The organism is Pseudoalteromonas sp. CNAT2-18.1 (assembly GCF_022347865.1).
In the GTDB taxonomy this organism is placed as follows: Bacteria; Pseudomonadota; Gammaproteobacteria; order Enterobacterales; family Alteromonadaceae; genus Pseudoalteromonas; species Pseudoalteromonas ruthenica.
On record NZ_JAKRFR010000007.1, the window covers coordinates 88,520 to 105,469 of the forward strand.

Annotated in this window: 15 protein-coding genes and 1 pseudogene; 5 read left to right on the forward strand and 11 right to left on the reverse strand. The window is 49.0% G+C overall.

The features are described 5' to 3' along the window. Positions 1–26: 26 nt before the first annotated feature. The 6 genes from MHM94_RS16045 to MHM94_RS16070 form a co-directional block, all read right to left on the reverse strand. Positions 27–767, reverse strand: coding sequence for a sulfite exporter TauE/SafE family protein (locus MHM94_RS16045; protein WP_235420018.1), 741 nt, complete (start codon positions 765–767; stop codon positions 27–29). Beyond that, positions 767–1,453: a pirin family protein gene (locus tag MHM94_RS16050; protein ID WP_235420017.1), complete on the reverse strand. Its 687-nt coding sequence runs from the start codon at positions 1,451–1,453 to the stop codon at positions 767–769. The genes MHM94_RS16045 and MHM94_RS16050 overlap by 1 nt, the downstream gene beginning before the upstream one ends. Before the next feature lie 119 nt (positions 1,454–1,572). Continuing rightward, positions 1,573–2,457 (reverse strand): LysR family transcriptional regulator, encoded by an 885-nt coding sequence (locus MHM94_RS16055; RefSeq protein WP_235420016.1) that lies wholly within the window; start codon positions 2,455–2,457, stop codon positions 1,573–1,575. Continuing rightward, positions 2,458–4,287 (reverse strand): monovalent cation:proton antiporter-2 (CPA2) family protein, encoded by a 1,830-nt coding sequence (locus tag MHM94_RS16060; protein ID WP_235420015.1) that lies wholly within the window; start codon positions 4,285–4,287, stop codon positions 2,458–2,460. A 56-nt stretch (positions 4,288–4,343) separates the two neighbouring features. Further along, positions 4,344–5,195: a pirin family protein gene (locus MHM94_RS16065; protein WP_235420014.1), complete on the reverse strand. Its 852-nt coding sequence runs from the start codon at positions 5,193–5,195 to the stop codon at positions 4,344–4,346. A gap of 43 nt (positions 5,196–5,238) precedes the next feature. Continuing rightward, positions 5,239–5,658 (reverse strand): DoxX family protein, encoded by a 420-nt coding sequence (locus tag MHM94_RS16070; protein WP_151173644.1) that lies wholly within the window; start codon positions 5,656–5,658, stop codon positions 5,239–5,241. A gap of 190 nt (positions 5,659–5,848) precedes the next feature. Here MHM94_RS16070 and MHM94_RS16075 point away from each other — a divergent pair, with 190 nt between their 5' ends. Beyond that, a complete protein-coding gene (locus MHM94_RS16075) occupies positions 5,849–6,274 on the forward strand; it encodes a carboxymuconolactone decarboxylase family protein (RefSeq protein WP_235420013.1) in 426 nt (141 codons plus the stop codon). An 18-nt stretch (positions 6,275–6,292) separates the two neighbouring features. Here MHM94_RS16075 and MHM94_RS16080 read toward each other — a convergent pair whose 3' ends face one another. From MHM94_RS16080 to MHM94_RS16100, 5 genes and pseudogenes are all read right to left on the reverse strand, one after another. Further along, on the reverse strand, positions 6,293–8,152 hold the full coding sequence (locus MHM94_RS16080; RefSeq protein ID WP_235420012.1) for a hypothetical protein: 1,860 nt from the start codon (positions 8,150–8,152) through the stop codon (positions 6,293–6,295). A 12-nt stretch (positions 8,153–8,164) separates the two neighbouring features. Further along, positions 8,165–8,608, reverse strand: coding sequence for an energy transducer TonB (locus tag MHM94_RS16085; RefSeq protein ID WP_235420011.1), 444 nt, complete (start codon positions 8,606–8,608; stop codon positions 8,165–8,167). A gap of 216 nt (positions 8,609–8,824) precedes the next feature. Beyond that, a pseudogene (locus MHM94_RS16090) lies at positions 8,825–9,169 on the reverse strand (YbaN family protein); the annotation flags it as partial. 38 nt (positions 9,170–9,207) lie between these two features. Further along, entirely contained in the window at positions 9,208–9,801 is a 594-nt protein-coding gene (locus MHM94_RS16095) for a biliverdin-producing heme oxygenase (RefSeq protein ID WP_235420010.1), read from the reverse strand. 87 nt (positions 9,802–9,888) lie between these two features. After that, positions 9,889–12,204 (reverse strand): TonB-dependent receptor, encoded by a 2,316-nt coding sequence (locus MHM94_RS16100; protein ID WP_235420009.1) that lies wholly within the window; start codon positions 12,202–12,204, stop codon positions 9,889–9,891. Positions 12,205–12,413: 209 nt separating this feature from the next. Between MHM94_RS16100 and MHM94_RS16105 the strand changes: the two genes are divergently transcribed. From MHM94_RS16105 to MHM94_RS16120, 4 genes are all read left to right on the forward strand, one after another. Next, positions 12,414–13,724, forward strand: coding sequence for a Zn-dependent hydrolase (locus MHM94_RS16105; protein WP_130146740.1), 1,311 nt, complete (start codon positions 12,414–12,416; stop codon positions 13,722–13,724). 124 nt (positions 13,725–13,848) lie between these two features. Continuing rightward, positions 13,849–14,334 (forward strand): hypothetical protein, encoded by a 486-nt coding sequence (locus tag MHM94_RS16110; protein ID WP_235420008.1) that lies wholly within the window; start codon positions 13,849–13,851, stop codon positions 14,332–14,334. A gap of 8 nt (positions 14,335–14,342) precedes the next feature. Then, positions 14,343–15,767 carry a sodium:solute symporter family protein gene (locus MHM94_RS16115; RefSeq protein ID WP_235420007.1) on the forward strand — a complete coding sequence of 475 codons (1,425 nt, stop codon included), beginning with the start codon at positions 14,343–14,345 and terminating at the stop codon, positions 15,765–15,767. Positions 15,768–15,869: 102 nt separating this feature from the next. Further along, positions 15,870–16,949, forward strand: coding sequence for an aspartate carbamoyltransferase (locus MHM94_RS16120; protein ID WP_022944944.1), 1,080 nt, complete (start codon positions 15,870–15,872; stop codon positions 16,947–16,949). Position 16,950: the final 1 nt, after the last annotated feature.

Consider the following 16,950-nt stretch of genomic DNA (forward strand, 5'->3'; position numbering starts at 1 on the left):
TAGGCCACAGCATTGCTGTGGCTTTGTTAACTGAGCATGAGCTTGATAAATAACACGGTGGTCAGTAACAGCAGTAACCCATTCATCACCCGCACAAAACGCTGGGCGTCGAATCTTTGCCGAATTTTGACCCCCAGCCAATTACCTACTAGCGCTAAAGGGGAGAAAGCCAGGGCGAGCAGCAGGATATCGAGGGTTAACAACCCTTGGCTGCTAAAGGCAATCAGTTTTACGCCATTCATCAGTGCAAACAGGGCAGCGGCGGTGGCAACATAGTGGTGGGGCGGCAGTGCTTTAGCATTAAAGTACATAATCAGTGGTGGGCCGCCGGCATGAACCAAGGTGCTGGCTAAACCACAGAGCAGGCCCATTGCTTTCGCTCCCCAATGACTGGCCAACAACGCATAACGAGTATTAGCAAAAAATAGGCTGCGAATGGCAAAACCTGCACTAAAAGTGGCGATGGCCGCGCTTAACCAGCGCCCATCGATCGCAGTAATGAGCCACTGCGCGACAATTACACCCACTATCACCGCAGGTAATAGCTGGGTAATTAAATCCCCCCGCCACTGACGCCAGTAGCTTTTTAAGCTCAATACATCAGCAACAATTAAAATTGGCAGCATCAGGGCGATAGCATCCACCGCCGGCATCACCAGCAGTAACAGAGGCACAGCAAACACCCCGAGGGCGCCAGCAAATCCGGATTTGGAAATGCCGGTCAGCACCACGACCAAAGCGATAACAGCAAGAGTCAGTAAGGTCATTAAGGCAGCTCGAAATACAATGCTTCTAGCGCGCTTTCAGCCTGTAGCTCTATACTTTGCTCGCGCTCCAAGGCAAATCCATCGCTGCTGGAAAAATGCGCGCCATCGGCTGTTAATGCACCTTTGACAATATGCACATAGCCAAGGTTAGTACCGCTTTGTAAGCGAAACTTTTGCTGCGCGGTGAGCATCAGCCGCGATAAGCGCGTTTGCTGGTTAATGCTTAGGGTGTTGCCTTCACCTTGCGGCGTCACTAGCGGGGTCATCGCCCCCTGCTGTGGTATGCGCCGTTGCTCATAACTAGGGGTGATCCCTTTAAACTTTGGCAGGATCCAAATTTGTAGGAAATGCGCATGCTCGCTTTGCGAGGCGTTATATTCGCTGTGCATAATGCCGCTGCCGGCACTCATTCGTTGTACTTCGCCGGCAGTGAGGGTAAAAGTGTTGCCCTGGCTATCTTGATGGGTTAAAGCGCCCTCAATGACATAGGAAATGATTTCCATATCGCGGTGGCCGTGGGTGGCAAAGCCTTGGCCCGGTTCCACCTTATCCTCGTTAATAACGCGTAAGGTGGACAGGCCCATATGCTGAGGGTCATAGTAATGACCGAATGAAAAGCTATGCTGGCTTTGTAACCAACCTAGATTAACCTGACCTCGCTGCTCAGCGCGACGAATATAGTTCATAGTAGACTCCAAAAGTATGTTGATAGAGCCAGTTTAAGAGCATACAAAAGTGAATAAAATGAGTTAAAAAAGTACTTAGCGTTCGTTTTTAACGAATGTATTTGCTTAAGGCCTCGGGCTTATTCGTCTGCCATCAGTCGGTAGCGCAGCTCACCAATAAATGTACGCGCGGCGGGGCCGAGATTGTCACCATCTTTAAAGAGCAGATATAACAACGCCGTACGGGTGTCTGCGCCGGCAATATTAAGCGCCTTGAGGGTGCCCTGCTCAAGCTGCTCGGTAATAGCGATGCGGGGCAGCCAGGCAAAGCCCAGCCCTTTGCTGATCATATTGATAGAGGTGTGTAAATGGCTGACCGTCCAGCGCTGCTCAGCGCCAAGCCAACCGGAGCTTTGCTGCGTATTTAGCGCTGAATCGCGCACCACGATTTGCCGATGTGCTTTGAGGTCTTCAAAGGTGAGGGCGCGGGGGATTTGCTGCAATGCGTGCTGCGGATGCGCAACCGCGATAAACTCAAAGTGGCCAAGCTCCTCACAAAAATCATCATTGGCCAATGGCGAGATGGCGATATCCACTTTATTGTCTTGCAGTAGTTCGTTGGCACCGGCTAATACCGATTCAAACAGTTCAATGCGCAGCAGCGGAAACTGGCTGCTGGTGGCTTCAAGCACACTGAATAGCAGCTCTTTGGGGAGTAACTCGTCAACGGCAATACGCAATTGTGACTCAATGCCCTCACCTAGAGTATGGCCCATGGCTTCGACCTTGGCGGCCTCATCAAGCAGGTACTGAGCGCGGCGCAGCATCATATTACCGGCCTCGGTCAGGGTGGTTTTACGGCCATGCACGGTAAATAGCTTCACGCCTAAAGCGGCCTCTATTTTTGCCACGGCATTATGGATACTGGACTGGCTTTTATGCACGCCTGCGGCTGCTTGGTTGAAGCCGCCATATTCCACCACGGCGCGAAACATGCGCCACTGTTCTAACGTTATTCTTAACACTTAACAATCACCATTATCACAGGTATTGAGTTTCTGCTGTGCTTGCTTATCTTGCGCTAACACATGTTTTAAATCGTCCATACGCTGGCGTACCGCGACACCATAACTGTGATCATCGCCCCATAACTCAGCCAATTGCAATAGCGATTCCCGATCATGGTTGCGAAACAGCTCACCGGCGCGTTGTGCATCGGGCGTGCTATTTCCTAGTAGTTGCAGTGACTCAACGGCAAGGTTAATGGCGGAGTCGACTGTTTCACGATTAAAGGCATCAATATCGGCACCAATCAGTTGGTAAGCATGGCGTCTATCACGTGCGCGAGCGACCAATTTCAGGTGCGGATAATGTTTTTTCGCCAGCTCGATAATGGTCAAGGTTTTATCGGCATCATCAATGGCAATAACGAGCATTTGCGCATGTTCAGCACCCGCAGCATCGAGTAATTCTTTGCGGCCCGCATCGCCGTAGAAAACTTGCGTACCAAAGCGTCGCAACAACTCGATTTGGCTAGGGCTATGGTCTAGCACCGTGATATCGTAGCCTTGAGCGCTGAGTAGGCGCCCTATGACTTGGCCAAAGCGACCATAGCCAGCGATGATCACATTTTTGCTGGCCGCGATGTGTTCGGGTTTATCATAGGCCGGTGTATTATTGCTATTGCTACGACGTTGTAAGCGTTCATAAAGGATCAGTAAAAGGGGGGCCATCAACATCGAAATGGCCACCACCAAGGTCACTAGATTGACTTGCTCGGTGGTTAAGATTTGCAGTGATGAAGAAGTGGTCAGCAACACAAAAGCAAATTCGCCCCCTTGAGCGAGCGCCAGGGTAAATAGCAGCTTGTGACCACTTGCGAGCTTAAATATATGGGCAAGGGCAAATAGAATCACTGCCTTAACGGTGATTAGTATCAACACCATCAGTAATACGTCAGCGAAGTTGTCGGCCAACAAGGCAAAGTCGATATTGGCGCCAACGGCAACAAAAAATAGCCCCAATAATAACCCCTTAAAGGGTTCGATATCGGCTTCTAACTCATGACGAAAGTCACTCTCTGCCAGTACTACGCCTGCGAGAAAGGTGCCTAACGCCGGGGACAGCCCCACCAGCTGCATAAGCAAAGCGATCGCCACCACTAAGAATAGCGCAAACACAGTGAAGATTTCGCGCATACGGGTTTCCGCTATAAACCTAAACAGCGGTGCGGATACATACTTGCCGGCGAGAATAATTGCGGCAATAAGGGCGGTGGAAATACCTACTTGCGCCAGCACCGGCAAATCTTGAATAAGGTTACTGTGGGCCGTTGCCGCAGACGTGGGTGCAAACGCCAACAGTGGTAGCAGGGCGAGCATGGGTATAACGGCGATATCCTGAAATAACAGCACCGAAAATGCGTTTTGTCCCGCCTCAATACGCAACCAGCCTTTTTCTTCGAGCGATTGTAAAACGATGGCGGTGGATGACAGCGCCAGCATTAAGCCAATGGCTAATGCGCTTTGCCAAGGTAATGGCAACAGCCAGTAACACAGGGCAAATAGCACTGCCGCCGTTAAGGTGACTTGTAAGCCACCCAGGCCGAGAATGGCATGACGCATGCGCCAAAGCCGTGCCGGGTGCAGTTCTAGACCGACGAGAAAGAGCATCATCACTACGCCAAATTCGGCAAAGTGCATCACCTCGGTTTGGTCGCCGACCAAGCCCAAGGCATAGGGGCCAATTAGGATACCGGCGAGCAGATAACCTAATACCGAGCCCAAACCAAGGCGTTTAGCAAGCGGCACAGCAATAATCGCTGCTCCCAAATAAATAAGGGCCATCAATAACATAGGTTATCCTACTCAATCACGGTTAGGCCACTTAGAGTGGCGGAACTACAAACTAATTACAACGGTATAAACTCGTTATCGTCTCCGGGAATATCGGCAAAGAGGCGTTGTTGCCAATCCGATTTAGCTTGCTCGATGCGTTCGCGGCTGTGAGCAACAAAATTCCAGTGCAAATAAGGCGCTTTATTAAAGGCATTGCCACCGAGCAGAATAAAGCGACAGTCACTTTGGCATTTGAGCTCGGTGTCCCCCTCTTGCAGAAGAACAAACTGATGAGCTGTTGCAGTGATCTCGCCTACTTCGACAGCGCCAAAAATAACGTAGATGGCCGCTTCTTGCAGCGGGTTAGGGTGCGCAATACGGCTATGAGCCGTGGCGATAATATCGAGGTAAAACAGCGGTGAGTAGGTTTTTACCGGGGAACTCATGGCAAAGGCATCGCCAGCAATAAGGCGCATGGTGACCCCATCAACAATACGCTGTGGCAAGGCGGCCTTATTGATATGTGTAAAACTAGGCGCTATTTCACATAAAGTTGGCGGTAGCGCGACCCAGCATTGTAAGCCATTTATATCGTGGTGACTGGCTCGGACTTCTATCGACTCGCGTTCAGAATGGACGATACCGCGTCCTGCGGTCATCCAATTAACATCGCCAGGGCTTACCTCAACGTGATTTCCTAGCGAGTCGCGATGTAACAAGCTGCCAGTAAATAAGTAGGTGAGGGTAGAGAGACCTATGTGTGGGTGCGGGCGAACATTCACACCTTGTCCCGGCGCAAACGTGGTGGGGCCCATATGATCAAAGAAGATAAAGGGGCCGACCATTTTCTTTTCTAGGTGTGGCAGTATCCGCTTGACCGTGAGGCCGCCAATATCGTGCTGCGTTGCTTCTAGTATTTTTGCCATAGTATATGGGGTGAGCCAGCGCTTTGGCACTGGCTCTGTGCTCTTAACTGCGGTCTTTAAGTAATAGCTGATCTAGGCTGTATTTTCCTGCGCCACTAGCTGCGAGAGCTAAAAAGCCACCGGCAATGGCGATATTTTTATAAAACATCAAAAACTGTGTTTGCTCACCCAAGTCAAAGTGGAATAGTAAGGCGCTGACGATACTAAAAATGGCGAAGGCCAGTGCGGTTAAGCGGGTAAGTAGACCTAGTACCACCATTGCGCCGCCAATCACCTCAAGAGCAATAACTAAAGGCAGTAAGACGCCGGGTACACCCATTGTTGCCATGTACTGGGCGGTCGCATCGTAAAACTCAACCTTACTGAGTCCTGTAAGTATGAACAGCGCTGCTAAAGCAAAACGAGCAAGTAGCTTGGTAATGTTGTTAAAGGCTTCGGTGTGGATGATGTTAATGATATTCATGGTTCTCTCCTCGATAAAAGTGTGCCACCGCAGTGGCGATGTAATCACTATAGGTTTAACCTGAGAGAATGAAAATTAGTTAAATTGCGCTATTCCGTTCGTTTTAAAAGAATGAAATGACGTAAACGTTCAAGTGTTCCATTGTGGCGCGCTGTAAGCTGATAGTGATTATTCATAGGAGGAACTAACCATGCTATCTCAGCAGCAGCTTTATCAACTATTACCACAACTCCCTGAAGCATTGATGGCGATGACCGAATCCGCAGAGCATCAACTTGAACCAGAGTTAATACATATGGTGCGTTTGCGCGTATCGGCTATTAATGACTGCCGCTTTTGTATTGCCATGCATACTCGTGAAGCCCAGCAAAGCAATATTACTGAGGCGACGATAGCTGCATTGCTAAACTCGCCAGCGGCATCAACTTTTACAGCGGCTCAATGGGCGGCGCTGCAATGGGCTGAGGCATTAACCTCACTTTCGGGGCATGAACCGCTGAAGGCTGATATACAAAGGCTGCAAGCGCATTACCGTGCAGAGCAAATAGTGGCTTTATGCGCGGTTATTATTCAAATTAACGGCTGGAATCGAGTGGCCATCGGCTTTGACTTTTAGTGAGGGCAAGCAGCTTCGCTAAAACTGGCTGCTACAGTCATACTCAGGCAGCGGCGCGTCTTGATGGCGTAGCTGTGGGTGACGAGTGTGCAACTGCTGGTATAGTGCTGGGTTTTTACGGGCGATGAGTGCCAACATACTACGGTGCCAGGGTGTAAGCGAAGGCTGATAGGTCATCACCTCATCGAGTACCTGCAAGCTCGGTGCTTGGCCCGCGAATAGCTCAATGCCCTGTAGGCTCAGGGCAAGCGGATCCATCGCGGTTATGCCTTGATGGTAAGGGACGCCAGCGGCCACTAATTGCGTTAGTAGCTCGGTATCGTAGTGGCTAATCGCATAATACAGTAGCGAATGTCCGTGACTATCGAATCGCGGCAAATACTCCCGTAGTTGCGGGAGCGTCAAACCTGCGGGCAAGCGCACGTAGTCCAGCTGGGATTGACCCAGCTGTGAGCTCTGCAGTCGTGTGAATGACTGTGCCCCGACGCGGCTCAGTGAGGCGTAAAATAGATCTCGGCGTAACGCTTCGGTGAGTGGTTGCCGATATAACGATGCTAAGGCGGCCTCTAACCCCTCTCTGCGCAGCACCTTTAAATAAGCTTTTGCAGCTTGACTGTGATGAACGGTACGCTCGGCGTTGCGCGCTTGGTTGCGGGTGTAACACTCGTAAAGTTGCACGGAGCGAGCATTCAACGTGGCCAAATCAACGTCGCCTTCGTAACTCACCTGTGCCAGAGCATGCGCTAACCCGAGCGGTTGCCAGTCAGTACGAAACTCTCTCAGTAAACTGGGGCACTGGCTTAAGCGGCTCTTCAACTGTTGGCTTATAACCAGTTGCTGGTCGGCGCGCTGCTGCAGTTGTTGGATCAGCGGCTGAGCAAGGTCCAAGTGCAAAGCATCTCTTTGCCACAGGCTGTCAAAATCGAGTTGGTGGTGAGTATATATTTGCTGTATACGCTCAGCGGTCAACTTAAAGCGACGCCCCTGCGCTTCAATAATGTCGCCCTTTTCGTTGTAGATAAATGCTGCTCTAGCCCCCTGGCTGGTCAATAACTCAATCACCTCGACATAGTCCGGCCAACGAGACTGTGGAGCGTTACTCAACCCCCATATTGCCCACTCTAATGTGGAAGGTAGATAATTGTCGTCACTCAGCGTGGCCCCTTTGTTTAATAGGGCTTTAACCACCTCTATTCGTCCTGCTCTGGCGGCTAAATCAATTAACCGCAAGGCATCAGCATAATCTTGTGATACGACGAGGTTAATATCATCAAAGTGCTTAATAACGGTGACAATCTGCGCATCTAAAATGTCAATATTACTAATTAGCCAGGCTATATCGTCGACATATAACTGTTGCCCTGGCGCGAGGGAGAATGAAGGATGAGCTAACTTTTCCAGTAGCCAAGGTTGTGGAGAGTGGGGCTGAACGAGTAGCTCCGTTGCGGTATTTTCACTGAATTGCTGGCTGGCAGTCGCGATTCGCTGCGCCATTTGCGTATTGGCTTTTAATTGTTGATAGCGCCATGTTGTTGCATGGCTTGGCCCGAGAAAGTGCGCGATAGCAAGAGTGACTTGATCTAAGGAGTACCCTTGGCGTAATAGGGCCTGGTAGTTCAAAGTGGTGAAATACCTGAGTCGTTGATTTTCATACTGGGCCAATTCGTTGGTGCATTGATGGATGCTGGGCTTCGCTAGTGAAGTGGACGCATCACTGAGTGATAGCACTGGCTCTTTATCAACCGTTAAGCTCGTGGAGCTTGTAACCCTTGGTGTGCTGGTTTCGTGCGTTTGTTGCTCGATTGGTAATAATTTCTGCCAAGCAAGCCACATCGCCGTAACAGTAATGAGCACAATGACGATGGGCTTGTGGCGCATAATTGATCGTGGCTAAGCGCAGGGCTTGGTAACCGCCTTAGCGCATAAAGCCTGGGCTTGTTCGTCGTTTTTACCGCCAATGCAATAATCGAAGCGTAAAGCCATAGGCAGATCCTCGCTACTTTCTCTGGATGGCAATTGCCAATTGCGAATGTACTCGCGTGTTGCCTTACGAAGCTCTCGAGCATGGCGCTGTGGCTGGCGAGCAATGACCTCGATATTTTTAGGTTGGCCTTCAGGGCTAATATCAAAGCCTACAACTGCACAGCCAGCAATTCCATCCCGTGCTAGTTCAATAGGGTAGCGGGGGGTATTTATGGTATCAAGTGGCTGCCAAAGCTGCTCCCCGTCTTGGCTTACTAGATAGTGCACTTTCACATCGGCGTGAATCACCTCTTTGGCTTCAATTGAAGCACTGGCTGCCAGCGCCAGTACCAGTGGTATGGTTTTAAGCATAATACATCCTTGTTTACAGTAATAAAAAATGGCGGTGCGAAACACCTTCCTTAGCTAGCTTAAAGTTTAAGCGAGAACATGTGAAGAGGGTGACTAAAATTTATTCATTAGCCAGGCCATAAGACAACACCCACCTAGAAATAGCATCGCGCTTACAATGGCAATAATGGCGCGAGCGCGGTGCGCAGGTTGTTGAGGATAGCTTGGGCAATAAGCTAAATAGGCTAATACCAAGGCTTCAATTACCGCAACTATCGCAACAGCCCACGTCGGGGCAGAGGAGTGCATCATAAAATATAGGCCTATGCTCATTCCTATCGCGGCGAGCCACTTGGCTTTATGTGGCACTACTTTATGGCTCTGCCAGTTGTGTAAAATTGGCCCGAAGCGCGCGTGATTGAGTAGCCATTCTTCCAGGCGTTGTGAGGAATGAGTGAAACATGCCAAGGCAAGAATAAAGAAAATGGTGGTGGGCATCACTGGCAGCGCAATACCAATGATACCGAGGCCAACAAAACCAAGCCCTAGGCCTTGTAAGCAGTAGTTTTTATAGCGGGTCATCAGACCCGCAGCAGTGGTTTTGCTCACTTGTACTTCCGTTACCCTGAATACACTTGTGCTTGATAAAGCTGAAAGCGCGTAAATGCTTGACGCGCGCCAAACACAATGGCTTCTTCTTGGTACGCATCGAGCTCAATATTGTCAATTAAGTGTACTAGATGTCGCCAGGCACTGCCACGTCCTGCACCCGGTCCAGCAAGAAAGCGTGCGCCGTATTCACCATTTAAAGATAACTTCTTTTGTACTTGCTGACCCAGCATCGCCGCGCCCACTTTAGAGCCCTCTACCACGTACAGCCAACCTAAAGCGCGAGCTAATTCTGTGGTATCACTTAACACTGGCTCTAAACGACCACTGGGTAAAGGATAGCCGAGGTCGAAAAAATCTTGCTCCAATAACCTGATGCGTGAGCGCATGGGCAGATCATCAATGCATTCAAGCAATGCGGGGTGAGTGTAAAGAACCTCCACATCGCGCAGAAAATAAAACTGCAAAGACAGGAAGCGTAAATAGTTTTCGGTACTTTCGAAGGGGTGCTTGGCCATAATGGTGGTATCAATTTTCTCATGCAAGTCGTGAGTGCTTTGCTTAAGGCGTTCACTGCGAGAGAGTAGGGTATCGCTATGGGTCATGTATTACTCCGGGTAGTCTTTAAACGGTTTATAGGTATAAGGTGTGGATGTAAGTCACCAGCGCATGGCGGCACTGGTGAGTGACCATCAAAGTTTCACTTCCAAAGCGACCGTGACAGTTCGTCCCGGCTCTGGCATGGCAACAATTGATCCCGAGGAAACCACGTATCGATCGGTGACGTTAGTGATAGCAAGGGAGCTTGATAGTGCGTCACTTATCTTGTAGTCAAGGTACATATCTAGCTGGTAACTTGCAGGGATCCTTTGTAATGCATCAACTCCGGTGCCTACTAAAAATCCGCCCGGATGATATTTTTGCGAATGCCCCTTGTAAATCAGGCCAGCATCAAGCGTATCAGCAAAGAAGGTTTTACCTAGAGTGGCAACCAACTTTCGTTTCGGTGGAATACGCAGTGGCGTTAGGCTGCCAGAGAAACCTTGCGCACTGCAGCGCTGAGCGTCGTTAAACGCAGCCGCATCAGTGGCGCAGATCTGTGCCCCCGTATATTGGGTATAAGCGATAGAGCCATAGAATTGGGCACCGCGATAATTAACTGTTAATTCAATACCTGGAAGGGTAAAGCTATCGTAATTGGTAAAGGTGAATGCTGATTTTTGCCATCCCTGCGCCTGAGGGTCTGGATTGGCCAACTGCGCGGTTCCTAGCATGTCATCAATACGGGTGTGGAAATAGGTGGCTGACCAGGCAAGGGTGTCCTTTGGCGTTAATAAGTCGGAGAGTTGCTGACCCAGAGTTAGCTCAAATGATTTCGTTTGCTCCGGTGAGAGTGGGTAGTAGGGTGAATATGAAAACACCTCATTGGAGACGGTTGTTTCATAGACATTCGGCATGCGATAGGCGCTGCTATATTTAGCCAATACATAGGCGTTATTGGAAAAGCGATAGGTTAGCTGTGCGATTGCGTCAGTTTTGCCGTTGAACTCGAGTCTGTAATGACCTTGGTAATCTTCAGTTTCGGAATCGTGATGGTTAAAGTTAAGGGCTAACTCGAACGGCGCAAGATCAAATTCAGCATCTATAAACGCACTGCGCTTCACTTGTTTACCATTGCGAGAAGTGGGCTGGTCGCCATAAAAGTAATTAGCAGCGTCCTTTTCTGGCTGCAAACGTTCAGATTGCCAAGACAAGCCATAAGTGAGCGTAGTCGGTAACGTGTTGGCGAGCATCAAAGAGGCGGTATTGTATGCGCCAATACCATGACGTTTATTCGTGTATTTGTGGAAGTATTGCAGGGCATTGGGGCCAAAGTTACTGCCTAGCGCATTGTATTGCTCTAACTTGGCATGTGTGCTCCAAGCGTTCAGGCGAACATCGAGAAGCGCATTATTTGTCGGTAGAAAACGGTAGCTAGCACTCACAGTGTTGACTTGTGCTGTGCCGGGCTGCCACTGTGGCATGGTTTCGACGCCTTCGGGCATGACTTCCCAAGAGCCATCTGGGAGTTGCCAAATATCGTCAGCCTGCTGTTTATACCAATAAGACGCGAGCATCTCCCCGGCTTTTTGCTGATGGTGGCGGGTATTGAGTTCAAATAGGTGCTCATCGCTGAGCTGGTAGCTCAGCTTGGCCAGAGCCGATTGACTCTCAAAGCTAGTATTAACCACTTCACCGCCACGGTTTACTGGCGGTAAAACGTCGCCCCAATCGTTGTGTTCGACAAATTCGTGGTAGCCATGAGAGCCGGCAAAGTAATTCCCTGTTTTCTTATCGCTGTACGCAAGTACGGCGCTGAGTTGTGAACCGGTAAATGCAGAGGCTACAAGCATAGAGCCGTGATTGAAATCGGTGACATCGCTGTCATTGCTAATCTGATAATAACTTTGTTGCCTTGCATCATCGCTGACGTTGGGCATTTTATTGTTGTTGTAGGTTTTAAGCTTAATTAGCCCACCATACTGCTTACCTCCACTAACAATATCAGCGGGTGTTAGCGTGGTCATAGTCACGGAACCACCAATCGCACCGGCTGAGAAAGGCGCTGCACTGACACTGGTTCCTTTGCTAATGTGCACTGTGCTGAGGAGATCTGAATCAATGTAGGTGCGGTCAGAAGTGCCCATATACCCCCGGTTAGTGTGGGTCGATTGTAAACTTCCATCAATAAAAATGGGTACTCGCCCTTCGCCTTGCACGCCGCGAATACCAATATCGAGTGCCCCCGCTTCATTACGTAAATTGTTGGCATCAATGCTGGCAAAGGTGGAGAAAATATCGGCGTTGCTAAACCCTTTGGCATGCTCGATTTCACGCTTCTTTAAATACAGCTGCTGACCCTCAACGGTGATCACTTCTATTTCTTGAATGGGCTCTTGAAGAGAAGAGGGGTTGGCGGAAACATAAAAACTGCATAGTAATAATGAGTAAATTGTACTGCTTTTCACAATGTGCTCCTATTTAAGAAGGTGCGTATGATAATGGTTCGTATTAACTTTTCCACATATTGTTTGTGTTTTAAGTACAACTCAGACCAGTTTGCTGTTGTGTCAATAAGCCCATGTGTCGGAAATAACAGGCAATATGACGTGTTCACCTGACAAACAGGCGCTTTCTTCTACACTGTGGGGACAGCTGTTCTGCTTTTGGAGGGAGTATGTACAACGTTAATATCGAACGCTTAAAAGAGACTTTATTTACTTTGTCGCGGATCGGGTATAACGAGGAAGATAAGGGAATTTATCGTCCTGGCTTTAGCGCCGCCGATTTTGAGGCGCGCAATTGGCTCATGGATTTGGCCCAAAGCGAAGGCTTTCGCACCCACATGGATGGTGCAGGCAATGTACACATTGAGTATGGACCGGAAAATACCAGTGCGGTTGTAGTCGGTTCACACCTTGACTCCGTGCCTGCGGGAGGCATGTTTGATGGCACTTTGGGGGTGATTGCTGGGCTCGAATGTTTACGGGTATTGAAACACCATGACGTTGCCTTGAAGCACCCTGTGCGGGTAGTTGCTACTGCAGAAGAAGAAGGGCGCTTTGGCGGGATGTTTGGTGCGCAGGCACTGACCGGTAAATTAACCCCGCACGATATTCTCACTATGCATGATGCAGACGGCTACCTACTTAGTGACGCTATGAAAAGTTGCGGCCTTGATCCTATGCAAGCGCTGAGCGCAGCGTTTAGCCCAGAGGATTTAAAATGCTTTATTGAACTGCATATCGAACAAGGCCCTGTACTTGACCAAACCGGTATACAAATTGGCGTTGTTGATGGCATTTCTGGTGTATTTAAGTGGATTGTGAAGCTGGTGGGTAAGGCCGACCATGCGGGCACCGCGCCGATGGAAATGCGTTCTGATGCGTTTATGGGGCTGGCGGACTTTGCCCATGAAATAAACCGTATTATTGATGAAGATGGCACTGAGTACAGCCGTATTACCGTAGGCAAAGCAGAGTTAAAGCCCGGGTTTGCCCACACTATTGCCGGTGAGGTGGATTTCACCTTAGTGGTTCGTGATATGGACCAACATATCATGGAGGCGTTGAGCCAAGCCTGCCGTAAAGCCCTTTCTGCTATCGCTCGACGCCATCAATTAATGTTTGAATACGAGCAGGTAAGTTGGTTAGCACCGCAGCATTGCAGCCCTGTGTTAACAGACTTTATTGCCGAGCAAGCGCAGCAGCTGGGGCTGAACTATCAACGTATGCCCAGTGGTGCAGGCCATGATTGTCAGTTTTTTACCAGTCTCACAGAAACTGGGCTGATATTTATCCCTTCGGTCAATGGCATAAGCCATGCCCCTGATGAGTGGTCGCATTGGCATGACGTAGAGGCCGGAGCCAACTTGTTGCTGGCCTGCGTTGCCACCCAAGCAACCAGTTCTGGGTTAGTCAAAGCGACGCGTAAAGGCGATAAAAAAGTCACAAAGATTGCTAATAACTCAAATAAAAAAGTGGGTTAACAGCAATTGCATAAAGATGTACTAGGCTTATTTCACTAAACTTTTTTAATTAAATGCTTAGTTTGAATTCAAAAAATTTGAGTGTTAGGGTTAATTTTTACGCATTAGGGACGCCTGCGGCAGTATGAAATTACTAAGTCAGTGTGTATTGGTAAGCTTCACCATCTTTGCGCTTGCAATGGGATGGGGTGTGGCTGGTGCGCAGAGTCAGCGTCCTATTGTTATTGAACCCGCAGAGCAGAAGGTCAGCGCCGGCTACTTTGATGTAAAGTTGCGTGCTGCACCGTCCTTGGCCCTTAGTGAGCAAGAACTCACCTCAATATTAGCCAATGCGCACTTGCATATTGAATCTGATTCCCACCTGTTTCCCATAGAAGCTGCAGTCAATGGCCAGCAAGCCGTTACTATTAGTGGTTTGGCAGAGGGTCATTACACCGTCAATTTAGTTGCAGAGGGTCAAGCACTCAGCGACAACGCCACTGTTGTTGTGCAGCACCACAGTATGACTTTGGTTTGGCCACTATTTACGCTTGGTTTGGTGCTTTTCATCGCTTTGTTCCTGGTGCTAATGCGGGGCTATGTAGCCGATAACCGAGCGCCGGGTTCTTAGGAAGTAGCATGCTAGATACGCAAACTGCGCTCATTATCACCGCTATTTTTGCTATCGTTTGGGTTGTTTTCGGCTGGTGGCTTGGACGTCATATTAAATCCCATGAAGACTTTGCTTTGGCAGGACGTAATGTTGGCTTTGCCTTTGCAACCGCCACTGCTATGGCAACCTGGGTCACCAGTAATACCACCTTGGTGGCACCACAATTGACGTACCAATTTGGTATTTGGGGGATGGTAGGTTACTCCTTTGCCGCGTTAGGGCTGTTGTTATTTGCTCCGCTTAGTCAACGCATTAAGCGGCTGTTGCCCACAGGGTTTACCAGTGGCGACTTTATTCGCTTACGCTTTGGTCGCTTTAGTTGGCGCATATTTCTCATTATTTCCTTGGTTTACGCCTTTAGCTGGCTAGTCAGTTTAGGCATGGCAGGGGGGATTTTGCTGGAATCACTCAGTGGCCTAGATTATCACTTGGGGATGACTGTAATTCTCACCATGTGCGTGCTATACACCTTATTCGGTGGGATGCGCGCGGTGATCGCTACCGATTTTATTCAAGCGCTGATTATCGTGATTGGCGTGATCATTGTGGCTGGTGTGGTGATCGATAACTACAGTTTGGAAACGGTGCATCAGAACCTCGCCGCAGAGCATCCGATGCTGTTGGATTTATTGTTTCCTGCGGCATTACTGTTTTTGTTTAACAACATCTTTTTTGGCTTAGGAGAGATCTTTCACTCTAACGTATGGTGGTCACGGGCTTTCGCCTTTCGTGTGGATACCGCTAAAAAAGCGTACTTCACCGCCGGATTATTATGGTTACCGATACCCATAGTGACAGGGTTTATTGCCCTTGCCGCGCCAACCTTAGGTATTTTCCCTCCCAGTGCGGATATGGTCGGCCCCATGGTGGCGGCAAATGTGCTTGGTTATGGGGGCGCTATTTTACTGTTTATCATTGTTTTCTCCGCGCTTGCCTCGAGTCTTGATTCACTTTTAGCAGCCACCTCTGACCTTATTACTCAGGATATTTATAACAAGCATATTAATCCTGATGCTGACTCTGAAACGTTAATGCGTATCGGTAAGCGAGTTATCGTCATTCTAGGGGTCGCTACATGGGTGTTGTGCCTGCCCAAACTAGCGACTCTGGGTGCCTTACTTAATTTTGCCGGTGCGTTCGTTGCGAGCACCATTTGGCCCATCGTACTTGGCTTATATTACCGCCGCTTAATTGGCAAAAGTGCTGGTTTGGCTATGCTCTTGGGCACAACAAGTGGGTTGATTGGTTACTTTGCAATTGGTTTTTACGTCGCGGCATTAATTTCCTGTGCCGTGTCCTTGGTGGTTTGCATCATTGCATGCAAGCTGAATAACACGCCCTTTAATTGGCAGCAACTAAAGACACCAATGGAGGACAACCATGATCTCTAGCAGTTTGTTTTCTCTGTTGATATACGCCGCTCTGGTGCTGGCGTTGTTGTGTCCTATTTTACTCGTGACCTTATTTGTTCGCGATCATATTAAGGGAAAATTATGGTAAGTGCCCTCGCCATTGAAAAAGCCGCTTTTGATAGAGCTCGCCCTGATGTTTACGGTGATGCTCATCCGAAGGCGTTATTACGAGCAATTGAAGAGGATGGAGACTTACTCCATCAAGTCGAAAATCAGCATATCATCAGTGCTGATCAGTTGAACCGCGATATTTTGGTGCAGCTATTTCGTCTGGCTGCGAAATATGAAAGTAACCCTGCACGCTATCGCTCGCCGCTGCAAGGGAAGATTCTCATCAGTGCTTTTTATGAACCAAGTACGCGTACGCGGTTATCATTCGAAAGTGCCTGGCATCGCCTAGGTGGCGATATCATGTCAATTACCGATCGTTCCTCTACAGGCATTGCCAAAGGCGAGTCTCTCGCCGATGTCGCAGAGATGTTTAATAACTACGGCGACTGTGTAGTACTGCGAGACAATGCCAATGAGTCTATCGCGGAGATGGTTGGGCCGCTGCGTATTCCTATTATTAATGCCGGTAACGGTATTGATGAACACCCAACACAAGCAATGTCCGACCTATACACTATTTTCAAATGGTGCCCAGCGCTACTTAATCCAGAGCATGAGGATTTTCGCCAGCTAAAAATCGGCATTGTTGGCGTTCCGAATCAAATGCGCACGGTGCGTAGTCTGCTTAAAATGTTTGTGCATTTCCCCGAGATTGTCGATGAAATAGTATTACTCAACGACCAAGATGAAGACACCATATTCGACTCTGGCCAAAAACAGCAACTCATTGATGCCGGTATCCATATTCGTACCAGCAAGGAGATGGATGAGGTTCTGCCTCAGCTAGATGTGGTGTACATCAATGCCATTGCTTGGGTAGGCGATAGCTTTGAAACCTATGGCAAAAAATACGGCCTCAATTGCAAATCTCAGCTGAAAAAAGACGCCATCATCTTGCACCCTTTAGCTCGAGGTGAAGAGCTCTCCACCTGTTTAGATGATACGCCTCATAATTGGTATTTCTCCCAAGCGCGAGGCGCAGTATTTTTACGCATGGCACTTCTCACTTGTATGGTGCAGCGAGCCGATACAGTGATGGATGTCATTTAGC